Source organism: Pseudomonas anguilliseptica (assembly GCF_021375795.1).
Classification (GTDB): Bacteria; Pseudomonadota; Gammaproteobacteria; order Pseudomonadales; family Pseudomonadaceae; genus Aquipseudomonas; species Aquipseudomonas anguilliseptica_A.
In genome coordinates this window covers 609332-629124 of sequence record NZ_JAEIOI010000002.1, presented here as the reverse complement: position 1 = coordinate 629124, position 19793 = coordinate 609332, and the positions used below count along the sequence as shown (strand labels likewise).

The following is a 19793-nucleotide window of genomic DNA, read 5'->3' as shown; positions in this document are numbered from 1 at the left end:
CAGCTTGTATCGGCTGGAAAAAGGGTCCTTCGACGGCTGCCGATGGCGGCACTTTGACTACACTCAAGCTATCCACTGCGAGGGCATCATTTTGGTTACAGCCTGCCATGGTTTGCAGTCATGGATTGATCGCTTCAACCAAGCCGAATTACCCGCCCTGGCCGCGGTGGTGCAGGATCTGCACCGTCTGACCCTGGGGCACAAGTCGTCGGTCCAGCAGCTGGCCGATGTGCTGTTACGTGATGCTGCCCTGACCACCAAGGTACTCCGCATTGGTAACAGCGTGTATTACAACCCTTCCCAGGAGCCTATCCGCACCATCTCCCGGGCCATTGTGCTGATCGGTTTCGACAACGTGCGGCAGATCGGTCTGTCGGTGAGCCTGATCGACGGTCTATTGGCTCGCAGCTCCCGTGAGCAGCTCGCCGAATTGCTTGCGCAGTCCTTTCATGCCGCCGTACAGGCGCGCAACATCGCCGGTTACGTGCTCTCGCGAAGCGATGAGGAGGTGTTTATCGCCGCTTTGCTGCATAACGTTGGCGAGCTGGCGTTCTGGGGGTGCGCCGGGGAAACGGCTGATGAACTGGCCAGCGCCCTGGCGCAACCAGGTATCGATGCCGATGATGTGGTGATGGATCTGCTCGGCACCAGTTTTCGGCAGATGAGTCTGGCTTTGGTGAAAAGCTGGAACCTCGGCGACACCGTGAGTCTGGCGCTGCAGGCGAGCAGCCAGCATGATCCGGCCGTCAAAGCCGTGACGCTTGGTGCGAAGATCAGCCAGGCGGCGCTCGAAGGCTGGGACTCAGCCACCATGGAAAGCCTGGTCGGGCAACTGGCCAGTTTTATCGGAGTGACACCGCAGGAAGCCATGCAGCAGGTGCTGGCCAGTGCCGATGAGACGGTAAAGATGGCGGCCACGTTCGGCGCCAGTCAGTTGTGCAAGCTGATTCCCAATACCGATCCAGAGCAGATTCGCTTGCAACAGGAGCAGCGCAAGGCGCGTTTGCTCCAGCCTAACCTGCTGACCCTGCAGCAAGCCTTGCAGGACCTTGGGCTGATGGTTTCAAAGCGTGCCGACCTGGGGTTGGTACTCGATACGCTGTTCAAGGGTTTGCATCAGGGCGCCGGGCTTGAGCGCATCATGTTGGTGGTGTTGGCCGATGGGCAAAGCTGTTTTCGCTGCAAGCGGGTGATCGGCGAGGGCACAGCCGGGTGGGCGCATGACTTTATCCTGCCGGTTGAGCAAACCGCGCAGCCACATATCTTCAGCTATGCCCTGCGTAATAAAGAGGCGCTATGGATGGGGGTGCCGGCCAGCTACAACCTCAATGAACTGGTCACCCAGCCGATTCGTCAGCGCCTGGGGCAGGGCATGTTCTTTATTGCGCCACTGTTGGCGGGAACGCGGGAAATTGGCTTGCTGTATGCCGACAGCCGGGGGTCCGGGCGGGCGCTGAAGCATGAGCAGTTTGTCGCCTTTCAGCGTTTTACCCAGCTGACCGGGCGTTGCCTGGAGGCGATGAGCAAGCGTGGCTGATCAGTTGACGCTGTACAGAGTGATGGTTTGGCCGGGCTTGAGGGCCTTGCCGGCTTTCGGGTTCCAGCTCTGCAGGCTTTTCATCGGTACCTTGAAGCGCTTGGCAATCAGGTACAGCGAGTCGCCCTGACGCACCTTGTAGTAGGTTGCACTTTGCCGTGGTGCGCCGCCGCTGCCGCCCGAGGCTGCTTGGCCGGCCTGCATGGTCAGCACCTGACCGACGCGCAGGCTACTGCCTGACAGCTTGTTCCAGCGCTGCACATCTTTGACTGCAACCTTGTGGTTCTTGGCGATCTGCCAGAGGTTGTCGCCGTTTTTTACCCGGTAGTTACGTACGGGCTGATTCTGCGCCATGCTGCGCTGAAACAGCGGTTCACGCGGTGTTACACCGGGCTGAGTGGGGATGCTCAGCACCTGGCCGATGCGCAGGTTGTTGCTGGAGAGTTTGTTGATGTCACGCAGGGTGTTCACCGTCAACTGATGCCGGTTGGCGATGCTGTGCAAGCTGTCGCCCGAGCGGACGCGGTACTGCTGCCAGTTCACCAGCTCCTGGGGCTTCATCAGCGACAGGTTGGCAGTCAGCAGCTCAGCCTTGTCGGTCGGTACCAGCAGGTGCTGCGGGCCGTCGAGGGTAATGCCTTTCTTGAACGCCGGGTTGAGCAGGTACAGCTCGTCTTCATCCAGATCGGCCATCGCGGCGACGCGGGCCAGATCCATGCGCTGCTTGAACTCGACCTTCTCGAAGTAGGGTTCGTTGGCGATGGGGCTGAGGCTGACGCCATAGGCCTGCGGGGTCATGATCACCTGAGACAGAGCCAGCAGCTTGGGCACGTAGTTCTGGGTTTCGGTCGGCAGTGAAAGGTTCCAGTAGTCGGCTGGCAGGCCGAGTTTCTGGTTGCGCTCAATCGCCCGGCTGACCCGGCCTTCGCCGGCGTTGTAGGCGGCCAGGGCGAGCAGCCAGTCACCGTTGAACATTTCCTTGAGGCGGGTCAGGTAGCTGATGGCGGCATCGGTGGAGGCCATCACATCGCGGCGGCCGTCGTACCAGTTGGTCTGACGCAGGTTAAAGTTGCGTCCGGTGGACGGAATGAATTGCCACAGCCCGACGGCGTGTGCGTGGGAGTAAGCCAGCGGGTTGTACGAGCTTTCGATCATCGGCAACAGGGCCAGCTCCATTGGCATATTGCGCTGTTCCAGGCGCTCGACGATGAAGTGAATGTAGGGGCTGCTGCGTTCGCCGGCTTTCTCGATAAACGAGGGATTACCGACGAACCACAGGCGTTGCTGCTCGATACGCGGATTGAGGGTGATGCTGTCCTGCAACTGATAGCCGTTGCGCACTCGCTCCCAAATATCTTTAGGCTCTTCAGGGGCTGGGGCCACGTTGCTGCTGAGCCATTCCGGCTCTTGCTCAAGACCGACCGCGCGGTCGGTGTCGCGGCCGCTGTCAGGGCGGTACTGGTTGCTGGTCTGGCAACCGGCCAGGGTTACGCACATGATCACCACAAGCGTCTGAGCGCTTTGTGCCAATGCCTTTAAATTCAAGGTCTTGCGTGGTGATAGAGGCATTGGCGGCGGTGTACTTCCCGGCGAAAAGGTCGGGCGATTCTAGGAACCAGCCTGCCCCTGGTCAAGTTTTAACCAGTCTTTTGTGTGGTTGTCGTGGTTTAGAAATGATCCTTCCAGGCACGCAATGCGGCGAACACCTGCGCCGGCGAACGGCTGGCCGGGCCATCGCGTTCGGCAATCATGGCACTGACTGCCGGTTCGCTACTGCGCAGGAACGGGTTGGTGGCACGCTCCAGAGCAATAGAGGATGGCAGGCTGATCTGTCCAGCCTCGCGCCATTGTCCAACTTGTTCCTGGCGCTGCTTGATCTGCTGGTTTTCTGGTTCAACAGCGGCGGCAAAGCGCAGGTTGCTCAGGGTGTACTCATGGGTGCAGAACACCTGAGTCTGTTCGGGAAGCGCTGCCAGGCGGCTGAGCGAGTGATGCATCTGCTCGGGGCTGCCCTCGAACAGGCGACCACAACCGCCAGCAAACAGCGTGTCGCCACAAAACAGCCAATGCTGCTCGGGCTGGATATAGACGATATGCCCCAGGGTATGCCCGGGAACTTCATATATATCGAATCGCTGGCCCAGTACGTCGGCCTGGTCGCCGTCGTGCAGCGCCAGATCACGACCTGGGACCTTCTCGTTGGCTGGGCCCAGCACCCGTGCGCCGGTGGTGGCCTTGAGGCGCTCGATCCCGCCCACATGGTCGAAGTGGTGGTGGGTGATCAGAATGTCGCTCAACTGCCAGCCGGGGTTGGCCGCCAGCCAGGCTTCGACCGGGGCAGCATCACCGGGGTCGACAACCGCGCAGTGGCGCCGCTCAGGGTCTTGCAGCAGCCATATATAGTTGTCGGAGAATGCAGGCAGTGCGTCGATTTTTATCATCGTTCGGTCGCTAAGCAGGGCACAAAGGTGCATCTTAGGGGGCATTAACGGTGCTGGCTACGTAGGTAATGCTTATGTCCGATCACCCTTTTGCCCATGCCGACAGTGAATGGCTCGATCTGATTGGTGCCGCGCGCACCTGGCTGGCCGGGCCGCTCGGGCAGTTGCTGCTGGAGCAGGAGAGGCAGTTGCTTGAGGAGGAGTTGGCGCGTTTCTTTGGTGGTTACCTGGTGCATTACGGGCCCGCCGCCGATACGCCGCCGGATGCCCGGCAGATCCAGCGCAGTGTGCGCCTGGGGGCGCCATTCAAAGGTGTGGAAATCGTCTGTGAAGAGCAATCCTGGCCGCTCACCGAACATGCCGCCGATGTAGTGGTGTTGCAGCATGGTCTGGATTTCAGCCTGTCGCCCCACGGGTTGCTGCGTGAGGCGGCGCGTAGCGTGCGTCCGGGCGGTCATCTGCTGATTGTCGGGATCAATCCGCTCAGCACCTGGGGTATGCGTCATCTGTTCGCCCGCGATGCCTTGCGCCAGGCGCGTTGTATTGCGCCCAGTCGGGTTTGCGACTGGTTGCACCTACTGGGTTTCGCGCTGGAGAAACGCCGCTTCGGGTGCTATCGTCCGCCGCTTTCTGCGCCGGCCTGGCAGGCGCGCCTGGCTGCGCTGGAGCGCATTGGCGCGAGCTGGCAGCCACCCGGTGGCGGTTTTTATGTGCTGGTGGCGCGTAAATTGGTGGTGGGCTTACGGCCATTGCGCCCGCCCAGCCGGCAACCGGTGGGCAAGTTACTGCCGATGCCGGTGGCCAAGGTCAGTCGGCGTGAAACACCGCAGAAATAGCATTGGCTGATAATTGAGCGAGAGATTGCAGATACATGAGTGAACAGGTCGAGATCTACACCGACGGTGCCTGCAAGGGCAATCCTGGCGTGGGTGGCTGGGGTGCCTTGCTGGTTTGCCGAGGCGTAGAAAAGGAGCTGTGGGGTGGCGAGCCCAACACGACCAATAACCGCATGGAGCTGATGGCGGCGATCTGTGCCCTGATTGCCCTGACTCGTCCCTGTTCGGTGCGTTTGATCACCGACTCGCAATATGTAATGAAAGGCATCCAGGAATGGATGCCGAACTGGAAAAAACGCGGTTGGAAGACTGCCGCCAAGGAACCGGTGAAAAATGCCGACTTGTGGCAGGCGCTGGACGAGCAGGTCAATCGCCATGATGTCACCTGGCAGTGGGTGCGCGGCCATACCGGTCATCCGGGTAATGAACGCGCCGACCAGTTGGCCAATCGCGGTGTTGAAGAAGTGAGAGGGCAGAAGCATGCGTAGTGTGGTGCTGGATACTGAAACCACCGGTATGCCGGTGACCGATGGTCACCGGATCATCGAGATCGGTTGTGTTGAGCTGATGGGGCGACGCCTGACCGGGCGGCACTTTCACGTCTACCTGCAGCCGGACCGTGAGATCGACGAAGGCGCGATTGCGGTCCACGGCATCACCAACGAGTTCGTCAAGGACAAACCACGCTTCAAGGATGTGGCCGATGAGTTCTTCGAGTTCATCAAGGGTGCGCAGCTGATCATTCACAACGCGGCGTTCGACGTTGGCTTTATCAACAACGAATTCGCCCTGATCAAGCAGGATGAGCGCGCCGACATCAGCGAGCACTGCTCGATTCTCGACACCCTGATGATGGCCCGCGAGCGCCACCCGGGGCAGCGCAACAACCTCGATGCGCTGTGCAAACGCTATGGTGTCGACAACTCCGGCCGTGACCTGCACGGCGCCTTGCTCGATGCCGAGATTCTCGCCGACGTCTACCTGACCATGACCGGCGGGCAGACCAACCTCTCCCTGGCCGGTGACGGCTCGGAAGGTGACAGCAATGGTCGTCAGCAGCCCAGCGCGATTCGCCGTCTGCCCGCTGGTCGGGCCATGACACGGGTGATTCGGGCCAGTGGTGAAGAACTGGATGCCCATCTGGCACGCCTGGCGATTATCGAGAAGTCGGCAGGTGCGCCGCCGCTTTGGGTGCAGCTGGAACAGCCCAAGGCCGAGGCCTGATCGGAGTCTGGCGGTTGCCGCTGGCTAATCGGTGAACGGCAACCGCGACCGCTGAGTTATCCACTCGCGACCTTTTCGTACAGCGTCACGCAGAGGGGGTTCCGCCCAGCGGGGCCAGCCTCTACCCTGAGGTGATAGGCAGGCTATGACCTGCCATTCTTCAGGGACGCCACAATGTATAAAGACCTAAAGTTCCCCGTCCTGATCGTGCACCGTGACATCAAGGCCGATACCGTGGCTGGTGATCGGGTGCGCGCCATCGCCCAAGAACTGGAGCAGGACGGCTTCAGCATTCTCTCCACCGCCAGCTCCGCCGAGGGGCGCATCGTGGCTTCCACCCACCACGGCCTGGCCTGCATTCTGGTGGCCGCCGAAGGTGCGGGGGAGAACAAGACCCTGCTGCAGGACATGGTCGAGCTGATTCGCATCGCTCGTCGTCGTGCACCGCAGTTGCCGATTTTCGCTTTGGGCGAGCAGGTGACCATCGAGAACGCGCCAGCCGAGGCCATGGTCGATCTCAACCAGTTGCGCGGCATCCTTTATCTGTTCGAAGACACCGTGCCGTTCCTCGCTCGTCAGGTCGCGCGTGCTGCGCGCAATTACCTGGATTGCCTGCTGCCGCCATTCTTCAAGGCGCTGGTGCAGCACACGGCGCAGTCCAACTATTCCTGGCACACGCCGGGCCATGGCGGCGGTGTGGCTTATCGCAAGAGCCCGGTGGGGCAGGCGTTTCACCAGTTTTTCGGTGAGAACACCCTGCGTTCTGACCTCTCGGTGTCGGTGCCGGAGCTGGGTTCGCTGCTCGATCACACCGGCCCGCTGGCCGAGGCCGAGGCCCGCGCGGCACGCAATTTCGGCGCGGATCACACCTACTTCGTGATCAACGGCACCTCGACGGCGAACAAGATCGTCTGGCACAGCATGGTTGGCCGCGATGATCTGGTGCTGGTGGACCGTAACTGCCACAAGTCGATCTTGCATTCCATCATCATGACTGGCGCGATTCCGCTGTACCTGTGCCCGGAGCGCAACGAACTGGGCATCATCGGGCCGATTCCGCTGAGCGAGTTCAGCCGTGAATCGATTCAGGCGAAGATCGATGCAAGCCCGCTTGCCCGCGGGCGCGTGCCGAACAGCAGCGGGGCGATGGTCAAGCTGGTGGTGGTGACCAACTCGACCTACGACGGCCTGTGCTACAACGCCGAGCTGATCAAGCAGACCCTGGGCAATAGCGTCGAGGTGCTACATTTCGACGAGGCCTGGTACGCCTACGCGGCGTTCCACGAGTTCTATGCCGGGCGTTATGGCATGGGCACGGCGCGCAGTGCAGACACGCCGCTGGTGTTCACCACCCATTCCACCCACAAGCTGCTGGCCGCGTTCAGCCAGGCTTCGATGATCCATGTACAGGATGGCGGCAAGCGTCAGCTGGATCGGGATCGCTTCAACGAAGCCTTTATGATGCACATCTCCACCTCGCCGCAGTACGGCATCATCGCCTCGCTGGATGTGGCTTCGGCGATGATGGAAGGCCCGGCAGGACGCTCGCTGATTCAGGAAACCTTCGATGAGGCCCTGAGTTTCCGCCGCGCCCTGGCCAACCTGCGGCAGAACCTCAACAGCGACGACTGGTGGTTCAGCATCTGGCAACCGGCCAAGGCCGAAGGCACCGATGATGTGGTCACCGAGGATTGGCTGCTGCAACCGCAAGCCGATTGGCACGGCTTTGGCGATGTTGCCGAAGATTACGTGCTGCTCGACCCGATCAAGGTCACCCTGGTGACGCCGGGATTAACCGCCGACGGCAAGCTGGATGAGCGCGGCATTCCGGCGGCCGTGGTCAGCAAGTTTCTCTGGGAGCGTGGCCTGGTGGTGGAGAAAACCGGCCTGTATTCCTTCCTGGTGCTGTTCTCCATGGGCATTACCAAGGGCAAGTGGAGCACGCTGCTGACCGAGTTGCTGGAGTTCAAACGCAGCTACGATGCCAACCTGCCCTTGAGCGATGTGCTGCCGTCAATTGCTCAGGCCGGCAAGGCGTTCTATCAGGACATGGGGCTGCGCGACCTGTGTGATGCACTGCATGCCTGCTACCGCGAAAATGCTACGGCCAAGGCGCTCAAGCGCATGTACACGGTGCTGCCGGAGGTGGCGATCAAGCCAGCCGATGCTTACAACCAACTGGTGCGTGGCGAAGTCGAGGCGGTGCCGATCGAGCAGTTGGAAGGGCGCATCGCTGCGGTGATGTTGGTGCCATACCCGCCAGGTATCCCATTGATCATGCCGGGCGAACGGTTTACCGCGCAGACTCGCTCGATCATCGATTACCTGGCGTTTGCCCGCACCTTCGACCGCAGCTTCCCCGGTTTCGATGCCGATGTGCACGGCCTGCAGCGTGAGGATGGGGTGTATACCGTCGACTGCATCAAGGCCTGATGCCTGGCCGGTTCGCTGCGTTCTACGGCGGACCGGCCTTGCTGCGCTGCTTACCTCAGTAGATCAAGCGCTTATCGCCGATAGGTAAAAATTGAGCTTAACTTTAATGGCGTGCCCTGCGTCACAGTGGCCAGCATCGACATTTGTCGGTTGGTTGTTATAGTTGCTCGATTTTTAGCATAAGAATATTTCCATCTTGCGCTTGCGCCCCTGCTGAGGATGACTGCCGTGTCCGACTACAAAGCCTTTAATGTCGTGTTGGCAGATAAGGTTGCCCATGTGGTGATCAACCGCCCGGAAAAGGTCAATGCGATGAACGCCGACTTCTGGCGCGAGATCATCGATATTTTCCGCTGGATCGATGACACCGATGAAGTGCGTGCGGTGGTGATCTCCGGTGCTGGCAAACACTTTTCCTCGGGCATCGACCTGATGATGCTGGCTTCGGTCGGCAGCCAGCTGGGGCCGGATGTTGGGCGCAACGCGCAAAAGCTGCGGCGCAAGATTCTCGAGCTACAAGCCTCCTTCAACGCCGTGGACAATTGCAGCAAGCCGGTGCTGGCGGCCATTCAGGGTTATTGCCTGGGCGGTGCGATCGATCTGGTCTCGGCCTGCGACATGCGTTATTCGACGGTCGATGCGCAGTTTTCCATCAAGGAAATCGACATCGGCATGGCCGCCGACGTGGGCACCCTGCAACGCCTGCCCCGCATCATCGGCGACGGCATGATGCGCGAACTGGCTTTTACCGGGCGCACCATCAACGGCGAAGAGGCGCGCAATATTGGCCTGGTCAACCGCACCTATGCTGACGCTGATGCCTTGCTGGATGGTGTGATGGGTATCGCTCGCGAGATCGCCAGCAAGTCGCCAGTGGCCATCCGCGGTACCAAGGAAATGATTCGCTACATGCGCGACCACCGCGTTGATGATGGCCTCGAATACATCGCCACCTGGAACGCCGCCATGTTGCAATCTGCTGACCTGCGTGTGGCCATGACGGCGCACATGAGCAAGCAGAAACCGGAGTTCGCTGACTGATGCTGTCCTTCCACCTGTTTTCATCACTGACGCGGGAGGCGCAATAGCTCATGGTATCTGGAGCCACGTCGCTTAATCTGGTGCGCGATGAATTGTTCACCACCATGGAAGAGGCTGAGTTGAGCCTTGAACAATTCATTGCCGATCGCAACAACGGTAGCCTGCTGCAGCAGGCGGTGGAAAGCCTGCATCAGGTGCGCGGCACACTGAATCTGATCGAACTGGCGGGTGCCGAACTGCTGGCGCAGGAAGTGTTGGATCAGGCCACCGATATTCCCGCCGGTGCAGGTGAAGAGCGCGACGTTCAGCTGTCAGCCTTGAGCAATGCCTTGCACGTGCTACGCCGTTACCTGGAAAACGTCGAAGCGCATCGCCAGGAAATGCCGGAGCTGCTGCTGCCGGCCATCAATGATTTGCGCCAGGCCGGCGGTCAGCCAGCTTTGCCGGAAAGCTTTTTCTTCAGCGTACGCCTCGACCATGCCCGGCCACGTAGCGCTCCCGCTTCGGTTGATGGTGCTGCGCGCGAGAGTGAAGGGCGGCGCTTGCGCCACATGTATCAGGTCGGTCTGCTTGGTTTTATCCGAGAGCAGAATCCGCAAGCCAGTCTCAAGTTGATGGGGCGGGCCTTGACCCGTCTCGACAGTCTGTTCGCCAATGAGCCACGTGGCCGTCTGTGCTGGGTGGGCGCCGCAGCGGTTGAAGCGCAGGTGGACGGCCAGTTGCTGCCACGCAAGTCGCGCAAACAGCTCTTCTCGCGCATTGATCGTGAACTCAAGCAGATGCTGGTCAATGGTCAATACGAAGCGCCGCGCAACCTGCTCAAGGAACTGCTCTATCTGGTGGCCTTGGCGGATACCCGTGGCCCGCAGGCGGCGGCGCTGAGTGAAGTGTTTGGGCTGATGCCGTTGCCGTTCACCGATCACCTGCTCGAAGAGGAATATCAGCGTCTGGCGGGGCCTGGTCAGGCGGTCATGCGTTCGTTGAGTTCGGCGATTCGCGAAGAGCTGGCTAGCGTCAAGGACATGCTCGACCTGATCGAGCGCGGTACCCTGCAGACCGACAGCCTCAACAGCTTGCATGCCTTGCTCGGCAAGCTGAGCAAGACCTTGGGCATGGTGGGTCTGAGTTCTGCCGGTAACTCCCTCAATGCTCAGCTGCAAACCGTTGCCAGCTGGAGCGAGGACAGCGCGCCACAGCCGCAGGAGCTGCACAAGCTGGCCGATGCGGTGCTGTATGTCGAAGGCATGGTCGCCAGTCTGGAGCGCGGTGAGCGCCGCGATGCCCGGCCAGCCCAGGCGCAGCCAGGAGATGAGGCGGAGTCCTTCGCCCTGCATCAGCTCAATGAAGCGCGCATTGTTGTGGTCGATGAGGCACAGGCCGGCCTGGCGCTGGCCAAGCGGGCCATTACCGCGTACCTGGAATCGGGTGGTGAGCGTATGCACCTGTCCAACGTGCCGTTCAGCCTGCAGGCCGTTCGCGGTGGTTTGTGGTTCCTCGGTCAGGAGCGCGCAGCCATGTTGGTGGGGGCCTGTGCGGACTATATTCAGCAGCAGATGTTCGATGCGCCGCAGATGCCGTCCGAGCAGATGCTGGAAACCTTGGCCGATGCCCTCAGCAGCCTTGAGTATTACCTGGAAGCCGGCGCGGTGATGCGTCCGGAAACCCAGCCGAGCGTGCTCGACCTTGCCGCCGAAAGCGTGCGCGCGCTGGGCATGCCACTGGAGGCTTGAGCATGTCTGTCTGGCAACCGCGGGTACTCGACTGTCAGCAGCCTGGGGGTTGGGCGCTGGTGCATTGTCGGCAGCACTTCCTTACGGACAGCAACGGCGTGCTGTTTCCGCGTGAATGGCTGAAAAAACAGGACTTGCCGGTGGTTGCCGAGCATGGCCTGGGGCACTTCAAGGGCGATGCCGTTTACCTGCTTGAGTTGGATCAGCCGCAGGATATGTCCGGTTGTTTCTGGCAGGGACTGCGCCAGTTCATGCTGCAAGGCGATGATGATGAGACCTTCCGCGTGCTCAGTTATGCCGCGCAGATCTCCACATGGGCTGCCGATCACCGCTTCTGTGGTCGCTGTGGCGCTGCCATGCAGCAGGTACCCGGTGAGCGGGCCATGCGTTGTGACGGTTGCGAACAGCAACATTACCCACGCCTGTCGCCGAGCATGATTGTACTGGTGACCCGTGGTGACGAGATTCTGCTTGCCCGTTCGCCACGCTTTGTCACTGGGGTGTACAGCACGCTGGCGGGCTTCGTCGAACCGAGTGAATCGGTGGAGCATTGCGTGGTGCGTGAGGTGCGTGAAGAGGTTGGGCTGGAGATCTGCAACCTGCAGTACCTGGGCAGTCAAGGCTGGCCATTTCCGCATTCGCTGATGCTGGGATTTCATGCCGAATACGCGTCGGGCGATATCGTTATGCAAGCAGACGAAATCGAGGATGCACGTTGGTTCAGTGTCCATGATCTGCCGCCGCTGCCGGCGTCACGCTCGATTGCCCGTTACCTGATCGACGTCTATGTCGCGCGCCGTCTAGGTCAGCCCGAACCAGTGCTGCCAGGCTAGGCGCGCTGTCAGCGCCAGCACCATCAGAATAAACACCGGGCGGATAAACTTCGAACCGCCTTTGATCGCTGTCTGCGCGCCAAGAAACGCCCCCACCATCAGTGCCAGGCCCATGCAGATACCCAGCAGCCAGGCGACCTGGCCGCTGATGATAAAGATGCTCAGGGCGCAGGCGTTGCTGACAAAGTTCATGCTGCGCGCCACGCCGCTGGCCCTGACCAGATCAAGTGGGTAGAGCAGCAGGCTGCTGACCGTCCAGAATGCTCCGGTGCCGGGGCCGACTACACCATCATAGAAACCCAGCGTAAGCCCTTGTGGCCACTGACGGCCCCGCGCAATTGCGGCATCGGTTGTCGGCGGCGCTGTGGGTGTTTTGCTAAACAGCAGGTACATGCCGCAGGCGAATACCACCACGGGCAAGAACTGGTTGAGCCACTCCGATGGCAGCCAGTGCGCCAGTATCGCGCCTAGCAGTGCGCCCACGGCTGTGGCGATCAGGGCGTTACGCCATTGGCTGGGGTTGAACAGTTTGCGTCGGTAAAAGGTGTAGCTGGCCGTTGCCGAGCCAAAGGTGGCGCAGAGCTTATTGGTGCCCAGGGCCAGATGAGGCGGCAGACCCGCAGTGAGCAGGGCTGGAATAGTCAGCAAGCCACCACCGCCGGCAATTGCATCGATAAAACCAGCGGTAAAGGCCACCAGGGCGAGAATCGCTAGGGTCGACAACTCCATGCCGAAATCAAACGGGAAAGCCATGAGCAGTTACCGGAAGAGGTCTGACTACGGCGTAGTGCCGGTTTATCGCCAGCAGGTGCCAGAGAAAGCGGCAAAATACGCGCTGTGTCTAATTGTGCGTGACTTCGGCTGTTCGCCAGTCAGGTAGCTGAGCATAATGCCGACTATTCACGGCATAAGGAATGCAGGGCGATGCAATACGGTGGACTGGCTTGGGTAATGGCATTGCTGGCGCTACTGGCGGCTTTTGTGGCTGCACGTATTCTGTTCAATCGGCAGTGGTTTCTCGGCTGGTTGCGCGGCACTTGCGGCCTGGCCTTTGTTGCGCTGGCGACGTTGATCGGCGTGCTGGCCTATGACCTACATAGCTACGCACCGATTGTCGCAGGCAAGCCACTGGCGACCCTGAGCTTCAAAGCAGATGGCCCGTTGTATCGGGTGAGTGTGCTGGAGGGGGCTCAGGAGCGCACGCTGACCATGGAGGGCGATCTCTGGCAGCTGGATGCCCGTTTTCTCCAGTGGAAGGGGCTGGCTGCGTTAATTGGTTTGCAGCCGGGCTATCGCCTGGAAAAACTCTCCGGGCGTTTTCTCTCCATCGAGCAGCAGAGCCTGGCGCAGCATACCCGTGTCGAACTGGCACGTAGTCCCTACGGTATCGACCTGTGGCGTTGGTTGCGGCTGGGCCAGCATGACCTGTTTATTTTCGACCCACAGGCCCGTCGGGTGAATTATCTGCCGCTGGCCGACGAGGCGGTCTACAGCATCAATCTGACGCCCGCCGGTCTGCTGGCTGAGCCGATGAATCAGGCAGCCAAGCAGGCGCTTAAAGATTGGCAATAAACTCACTGCAATAAAAAAGGCCACCGTTACGGTGGCCTTTTTTGTACGGCAAAGAGCAGTGCTGTTACTTGCCTGCCCAGCGCTTGAGCACCAGGGTGGCGTTGGTGCCGCCAAAGCCGAAACTGTTGCTCATCACGGTGTCGATCTTGGCGTTCTCGACAGTGCTGCGCTGGATAGGTAGGTCGGCGATTTCCGGATCGACTTCGTCGATGTTGACCGAACCGGCAATGAAATTGCCTTCCATCATCAGCATGCAGTAGATCGCTTCCTGTACGCCGGCAGCGCCCAGGGAGTGACCGGACAGGCTTTTCGTCGAACTGATGGCCGGCGCCTTGTCGCCAAACACTTCACGTACTGCGCGGCTTTCTGCAACGTCGCCGACCGGTGTCGAAGTACCGTGGGTGTTGAGGTAATCGATAGGGGTATCGACGGTGGCCAAGGCCTGCTGCATGCAACGCACGGCGCCTTCGCCGCTTGGTGCGACCATGTCGTAGCCATCGGAGGTTGCGCCGTAGCCAACGATTTCTGCGTAGATTTTCGCGCCGCGCTTGAGGGCGTGCTCGAGTTCTTCGACCACCACCATGCCACCACCACCGGCAATGACGAAACCGTCACGCTTGGCGTCGTAGGCACGCGAGGCTTTTTCCGGGGTTTCGTTGTACTGGGTGGAGAGGGCGCCCATGGCGTCGAACAGGAAGCTCTGGCTCCAATGTTCTTCTTCACCACCACCGGCAAACACGATGTCCTGTTTGCCCAACTGGATCTGCTCGACGGCGTTGCCGATGCAATGGGCGCTGGTGGCGCAGGCCGAAGAGATTGAGTAGTTCACGCCCTTGATCTTGAACGGCGTGGCCAGGCAGGCGGAAACCGTGCTGCCCATGGTGCGCGGTACGCGGTACGGGCCAACGCGCTTGACGCCTTTCTCGCGCAGGATGTCCATGGCTTCCATCTGGTTGAAGGTGGAAGCACCGCCGCTGCCTGCAATCAGGCCGATACGCGGGCTGGAGATTTCTTCGGCGCTGAGCTCCGCGTCCTTGATCGCCTGTTCCATGGACAGGTAGGCGAAGGCTGCTGCGTCGCCCATGAAGCGATAGACCTTGCGGTCGATCAGCTCTTCCAGGTTCAGGTCGATCGAGCCGGATACTTGGCTGCGCAGACCCATTTCAGCGTATTGCGGGTTGAAGCGGATACCGGGGCGGCCAGCGCGCAGGTTGGCAGAGACGGTGGCCTTGTCATTGCCCAGGCAGGAGACGATGCCCAGGCCGGTAATCACGACGCGACGCATGCGATGAGTCCTTTAAAAATTGTCGGTAGAGGTGAACAGGCCAACTCGCAGGCCTTCGGCGCTATAGATTTCGCGGCCATCAACGCTGACGGTGCCGTCGGCAATAGCCAGGACCAGGGAGCGGGCGATGGTGCGTTTAATCTGGATGTTGTAGGTAACTTTCTTGGCGGTCGGCAGGACCTGGCCGAAGAACTTCACCTCACCCGAACCGAGGGCGCGGCCACGGCCGGGGTTGCCCTGCCAGCCGAGGTGAAAGCCGACCAGCTGCCACATTGCATCCAGGCCCAGGCAGCCAGGCATCACCGGGTCGCCTTCGAAGTGGCAGGCGAAAAACCACAGATCAGGAGTGATATCGAGCTCGGCGACTATTTCGCCCTTGCCGTACTTGCCGCCGGTGTCGCTGATGTGGGTGATGCGATCGATCATCAGCATGTTCGGCGCGGGCAGTTGCGCATTACCTGGGCCGAATAGTTCGCCGCGACCGCAAGCGAGCAGTTCTTCCCGGGTGAAGGCGTTTTGTTTGGTCATGCGAGCTCCTCAATATGTCCCATGCGCCAAGGCTGGGCGAATCGTCCTGGCTGGCGACGCAGCCTCTGCGCCTGCCAACAGCCTAGTCATAGACTGTTGCGTTGTGGTGAAAGTCACAGCCTTGTGAGTACAGTTGTACTCCGCTCTTACTGGGCTGTCATAGATCCATGGCTCTAGCCTGCAGCAGTTGGGCCGTCTTGACTACCCGTCGAAGGTCGAGGGGGTAGCCAGCGTTGCAGAATTTGCTGCAGATCGGCACGTTTGAACGGTTTTGCCAGATAATCGTTCATTCCGGCCTGCAGGCAGGCTTCGCGATCGCCCTGCAGGGCGTTGGCGGTCAAGGCGATGATCGGCAGCCCGGCGCAATCGCTCAGGCGGCGGATCTGTCGGGTGGCTTCGTAGCCATCCATGATTGGCAGGCGGCAGTCCATTAGAATCGCCGCGTAATCCTGCTGGGTTGCCTGGTGTACGGCCTGAGCGCCATCGCCGACCAGGCTGACCTGATAGCCCAGGCTGCGCAGCATGGCCTCGATCACGGTCTGGTTGACCGGATTGTCTTCGACCAGCAATACCGGCTGACCCTGGCCACTCTGAGCAGCTGGCAAGTGTTCAGGGGGCGCCATGGCGGCCTGCTGGGAGAACGGTAAGGGAATCTCTAGGGTAAATACCGAGCCCTGACCTTCCTGGCTGACCGCGCGCAGGGTGCCGCCCATGCGTTCGGCGAGGGTGCGCGCGATCGGCAAACCCAGCCCGGTGCCGCCGTAACGTCTTGAAATAGAAGTGTCGGCTTGCTGGAAGGCATCGAACATATGTTCCAGTCGTTCGGGGGGAATCCCGATGCCGCTGTCGTGTACTGCGCAGCTGAACCACAGCACCTGGTTATCCAGCGCCTGCCAGTTGGCGTTTACGCGGATGCTGCCGTTCTCCGTAAATTTCAGGGCGTTGCCGATCAGGTTGACCAGAATCTGTCGGATGCGGGTTGGGTCGCCCTGTACCTGCAGCTGTTCCAGACCGCTTTGCAGGTTTAGCTGCAGTTGCAGGCCGCGTTGCTGGGCGCTGTGCTGGAACACCTGAATCGAATTGTGCAGCAGATCCAGCAGGCTGAACGGGATGCGCTCCAGTTCCAGCGCGCCGCGTTCTATGCGCGAGAAATCGAGAATATCGTTGATCACCTTGAGCAGATGCTCGGTGGATTCGGTGGCCAGGGCGGCGTATTCCGCCTGCTCGTCGGTCATTTCCGTGGTTTCCAGCAGCTGCAGCATGCCCAGCACGCCATTCATTGGTGTGCGCAGTTCATGACTCATCATCGCCAGGAAATCGGATTTGGCGCGGTTGGCCAGCTCTGACTGCTCGCGAGCCTGAATCAGCAGGGCCATGGCTCGCTGCTGTTCTTCGCTGGCGCTGGCCAGGCCGTGGGCCAGGTTGTTGATGTGCCGCGCCAGTGCCTGAAGTTCGCCTTCGCCGACTTCGGGCAGGGTGGTCTGGTAGTTACCGGCCTGAATGGCGCTGACGGCCTGGCCCATGGCGCTGAGCGGCTGGGACAGGTGGCGGGCCAGGCGGCGGGCGAGAATAAAGGTCAGGGCCAGGGCAAACAGGGCGAGCAGGGTGGCCTTGAAGAGGATTTCCTGTTGGCGGGTGTTGAATGCATCGTTGGACATGCCGACCACGACATAACCCAGGTAGGCATCTGCGCTGGGCTGTTCGGCTGGGTTGCCGAGGGCAATACTGGGGCGCTGGATGGGCGCCTGGAAGATTTCAACCTGGCTGCTGGCATGGCCACTGCCAGGAGCCTGCTCGACATAAACGAGGATTTTGCCGGTGCGGTCGCGTACTTCGAGAAAGCGTACGTGTGGTGTTTCCAGCGTTGCCTGCAACAAGGCGTCGAGCACGCCGACATTGCCGGAAATTACCCCGTAGGTACTGGCCGGGGCCAGCTGATTGGCAATCAGTTGGCCGTAGTGGTTGAGCTCCTGGCGCAGGTCCTGCAGCCTGGCAAAGGTGAAAAAGCCAGTGAGCAGCAGGGTCAGCAACAGCGCGGGGCCGACACTGATCAACTGCGTGCGGGTATGGATATTCCAGCCACGGCGCAGGATCATCGGGCTACACCGCTGCAGTGCAGACCTGGCGAGCATTGAAGCGCTGATCGAATTTTCACGAGCTTGGGGTAAGGCCTGGTTTGGGGGCAGTGAATCACGCCACAACCTTGTTTGCGTTTGAAAGCCTGCATGTTAACTGAGCTGCTCGGCTTTGCCAGTGCCAGTCAACCTGCTAAAAGCTGGCCGCATACAGACGTCGCCGTATAATGCGAGCGATTCGCCACTTTCAATGGTTTACCACGGATGCGTTATGACTGATCAGCACCCCATTGCCGTTCTTGGCGGCGGCAGCTTCGGCACGGCGATTGCCAATTTGCTGGCTGAGAATGGCCGGCATGTCCTGCACTGGATGCGCGACCCGCAACAGGCACAGGCGATTCGCTTGACCCGGGAGAACCCGCGTTACCTGAAAGGCATCAAGATTCATCCCAGCGTTGAGCCGGTGACTGACCTGAATGCCACCCTGAGCGCTTGTCAGCTGATTTTTGTCGCCTTGCCCTCCAGCGCCTTGCGCCAGGCCTTGCAGCCGGTGGCTGAGTTGCTCAGTGGCAAGTTGCTGGTGAGCACCACCAAGGGCATCGAGGCGCAGAGCTTTCTGCTGATGAGTCAGATTCTTGAAGATATTGCTCCGCAGGCGCGCATCGGTGTGCTCTCCGGGCCGAACCTGGCGCGGGAGGTGGCCGAGCATGCGTTGACCGCCTCGGTGATTGCCAGTGAGGACGAAGACCTGTGTCAGCAGGTGCAGTCGGCATTGCACGGCCGCACCTTTCGCGTGTATGCCAGTGGTGACCGCTTTGGCGTTGAGTTGGGCGGTGCGCTGAAGAACGTTTACGCGATCATCGCCGGTATGGCAGCGGCCATGGGTATGGGTGAAAACACAAAGAGCATGCTGATTACCCGCGCGCTGGCGGAAATGACCCGTTTTGCCGTCAAGCTGGGCGCCAACCCCATGACCTTCCTCGGGCTGGCGGGGGTCGGTGACCTGATCGTCACTTGCTCTTCGTCGAAAAGCCGTAACTACCAGGTCGGTTTTGCCCTCGGCGAGGGATTGAGCCTCGAAGAGGCGGTAGCGCGTCTGGGTGAAGTGGCGGAAGGGGTGAACACCATCAAGGTGTTGAAGTCCAAGGCCGAGGAGTTGCAGGTCTATATGCCGCTGGTGGCGGGTCTGCATGCCATTCTGTTCGAAGGCCGCACCCTGGATCAGGTGATCGGCGCCTTGATGCGTGGAGAGCCGAAGACCGACGTCGACTTTATTCCCATCAGCGGTTTCTGAGTTGCAACATTCAAGATCTTTAAGGAGATGAGCATGAGCGAAGACAATCAAAGCATTGAGCGTGAGTCGATTCTGCTGCGCATTCTGTGGATGGTGATTTTCGCCATCGTTTGGCAGCTGGCAGAAATCCTATTGGGCGTCGTGGTGCTGTTGCAGCTGGGCTATCGCCTGTTCTACGGCGCACCGAATGCCGGTCTGCTGGGTTTTGGCGACAGCTTGAGCCAGTACCTGGCGCAGATCGGCCGCTTCGGCACCTTCAATACCGACGATAAACCATGGCCGTTCGCCGACTGGCCAACCCCGCAAGCGCCACAAGGTGAGACCCCGCACAGCATTCCGCCGGCGGCCCACCCAGTGCGTGACGAAGAGCCGAAGCTTTGAGTCGTCGGCGTATTGGGGCAAGCCTGTGAAACTCTGGTTACTGCGCCACGGTGAAGCCGAGCCGACGGCGCGCAGCGATGCCGAACGCAACTTGACCGCTTATGGTCGGCAGCAGGTGCGCGAGGCGGCGGTTCAGCTGCAGGGCAGGCCGTTAAAGGCCGTGCTGGTCAGCCCCTATGTGCGCGCTCAGCAGACTGCGGAGCTGGTCTGCGAGGTGCTGGCATTTGCCGGTGCCCGGCAGACCGTGCCCTGGCTGACGCCAGAGAGTGATCTACGCCAGACGCTGCGCGAACTGGATGGCTATGCCTTCGACGAGCTGTTGCTGGTCACCCATCAGCCGTTGGTTGGTGCTTTGGCGGGCTTGCTGATTCATGGCCACCGCCAGCAACCACTGCCCATGAATACCGCCAGTCTGGCGTTGCTGGAAGGCGATGAATTGCTAGCCGGGTTAATGAAATTGTCGCTCCACAAGCACCCGGCGCAGCGCTGACGCCTTACTACACACCGAAACATTTCTCCTCTTGCGGGCGGCCTTTGTGCGTGGAATAGTCCGACCAAGCAATTGCTTGGTTGGCTCCACAAA

18 protein-coding genes are annotated in these 19793 nt (G+C 60.5%); 12 read left to right on the top strand and 6 right to left on the bottom strand.

Features of this window, described 5'->3' with window-relative positions:
* Nucleotides 1–112: 112 nt before the first annotated feature.
* Nucleotides 113–1537, top strand: a complete 1425-nt coding sequence (locus tag IOD17_RS10725; RefSeq protein WP_233685084.1) for an HDOD domain-containing protein — start codon at nt 113–115, stop codon at nt 1535–1537.
* Here IOD17_RS10725 and IOD17_RS10720 read toward each other — a convergent pair whose 3' ends face one another.
* Both IOD17_RS10720 and gloB read right to left on the bottom strand, forming a co-directional pair.
* Nucleotides 1538–3106: a lytic transglycosylase domain-containing protein gene (locus IOD17_RS10720; protein ID WP_233685083.1), complete on the bottom strand. Its 1569-nt coding sequence runs from the start codon at nt 3104–3106 to the stop codon at nt 1538–1540.
* 98 nt (nt 3107–3204) lie between these two features.
* Complete coding sequence (gene gloB / locus IOD17_RS10715; protein ID WP_233685082.1) at nt 3205–3978, bottom strand: hydroxyacylglutathione hydrolase; 774 nt, start codon at nt 3976–3978, stop codon at nt 3205–3207.
* Between the two features lie 74 nt (nt 3979–4052).
* On the opposite strand from gloB, the gene IOD17_RS10710 reads away from it, so the two are divergent.
* The 7 genes from IOD17_RS10710 to nudC all read left to right on the top strand — a co-directional run bounded on the left by IOD17_RS10710 (nt 4053) and on the right by nudC (nt 12075).
* Nucleotides 4053–4814: a class I SAM-dependent methyltransferase gene (locus tag IOD17_RS10710; RefSeq protein WP_233685081.1), complete on the top strand. Its 762-nt coding sequence runs from the start codon at nt 4053–4055 to the stop codon at nt 4812–4814.
* Nucleotides 4815–4849: 35 nt separating this feature from the next.
* Nucleotides 4850–5302 (top strand): ribonuclease HI, encoded by a 453-nt coding sequence (gene rnhA / locus IOD17_RS10705; RefSeq protein WP_233685080.1) that lies wholly within the window; start codon nt 4850–4852, stop codon nt 5300–5302.
* Nucleotides 5295–6038: a DNA polymerase III subunit epsilon gene (gene dnaQ / locus IOD17_RS10700; protein WP_233685079.1), complete on the top strand. Its 744-nt coding sequence runs from the start codon at nt 5295–5297 to the stop codon at nt 6036–6038. Before rnhA ends, dnaQ begins: the two co-directional genes overlap by 8 nt.
* Before the next feature lie 174 nt (nt 6039–6212).
* Complete coding sequence (locus IOD17_RS10695; RefSeq protein ID WP_233685078.1) at nt 6213–8471, top strand: Orn/Lys/Arg decarboxylase N-terminal domain-containing protein; 2259 nt, start codon at nt 6213–6215, stop codon at nt 8469–8471.
* A 228-nt stretch (nt 8472–8699) separates the two neighbouring features.
* Nucleotides 8700–9512 (top strand): crotonase/enoyl-CoA hydratase family protein, encoded by an 813-nt coding sequence (locus IOD17_RS10690; protein ID WP_233685077.1) that lies wholly within the window; start codon nt 8700–8702, stop codon nt 9510–9512.
* 50 nt (nt 9513–9562) lie between these two features.
* Complete coding sequence (locus IOD17_RS10685) at nt 9563–11242, top strand: ferrous iron transporter B (protein ID WP_233685076.1); 1680 nt, start codon at nt 9563–9565, stop codon at nt 11240–11242.
* Between the two features lie 2 nt (nt 11243–11244).
* Nucleotides 11245–12075, top strand: a complete 831-nt coding sequence (gene nudC, locus IOD17_RS10680) for an NAD(+) diphosphatase (protein ID WP_233685075.1) — start codon at nt 11245–11247, stop codon at nt 12073–12075.
* Here the strand turns inward: nudC and IOD17_RS10675 are convergent.
* Complete coding sequence (locus IOD17_RS10675; protein WP_418904266.1) at nt 12043–12804, bottom strand: TSUP family transporter; 762 nt, start codon at nt 12802–12804, stop codon at nt 12043–12045. The genes nudC and IOD17_RS10675 overlap by 33 nt on opposite strands.
* 195 nt (nt 12805–12999) lie before the next feature.
* Here IOD17_RS10675 and IOD17_RS10670 point away from each other — a divergent pair, with 195 nt between their 5' ends.
* Nucleotides 13000–13647, top strand: a complete 648-nt coding sequence (locus IOD17_RS10670; protein WP_233685073.1) for a hypothetical protein — start codon at nt 13000–13002, stop codon at nt 13645–13647.
* Between the two features lie 64 nt (nt 13648–13711).
* Here IOD17_RS10670 and fabB read toward each other — a convergent pair whose 3' ends face one another.
* From fabB to IOD17_RS10655, 3 genes are all read right to left on the bottom strand, one after another.
* The gene (gene fabB / locus IOD17_RS10665; RefSeq protein ID WP_233685072.1) at nt 13712–14932 is read right to left on the bottom strand and encodes a beta-ketoacyl-ACP synthase I; all 1221 of its coding nucleotides are present in this window, start codon (nt 14930–14932) and stop codon (nt 13712–13714) included.
* Between the two features lie 12 nt (nt 14933–14944).
* Nucleotides 14945–15460, bottom strand: coding sequence for a 3-hydroxyacyl-[acyl-carrier-protein] dehydratase FabA (fabA, locus tag IOD17_RS10660; protein ID WP_233685071.1), 516 nt, complete (start codon nt 15458–15460; stop codon nt 14945–14947).
* Between the two features lie 173 nt (nt 15461–15633).
* Nucleotides 15634–17556: an ATP-binding protein gene (locus IOD17_RS10655; RefSeq protein WP_233685070.1), complete on the bottom strand. Its 1923-nt coding sequence runs from the start codon at nt 17554–17556 to the stop codon at nt 15634–15636.
* A 250-nt stretch (nt 17557–17806) separates the two neighbouring features.
* On the opposite strand from IOD17_RS10655, the gene IOD17_RS10650 reads away from it, so the two are divergent.
* The 3 genes from IOD17_RS10650 to sixA are packed head-to-tail and all read left to right on the top strand — an operon-like array spanning nt 17807 to nt 19700.
* Nucleotides 17807–18829: an NAD(P)H-dependent glycerol-3-phosphate dehydrogenase gene (locus IOD17_RS10650; protein ID WP_233685069.1), complete on the top strand. Its 1023-nt coding sequence runs from the start codon at nt 17807–17809 to the stop codon at nt 18827–18829.
* A 33-nt stretch (nt 18830–18862) separates the two neighbouring features.
* Nucleotides 18863–19210, top strand: a complete 348-nt coding sequence (locus IOD17_RS10645; RefSeq protein WP_233685068.1) for a DUF4389 domain-containing protein — start codon at nt 18863–18865, stop codon at nt 19208–19210.
* Between the two features lie 25 nt (nt 19211–19235).
* Nucleotides 19236–19700, top strand: a complete 465-nt coding sequence (sixA, locus tag IOD17_RS10640; protein ID WP_233685067.1) for a phosphohistidine phosphatase SixA — start codon at nt 19236–19238, stop codon at nt 19698–19700.
* Nucleotides 19701–19793: the final 93 nt, after the last annotated feature.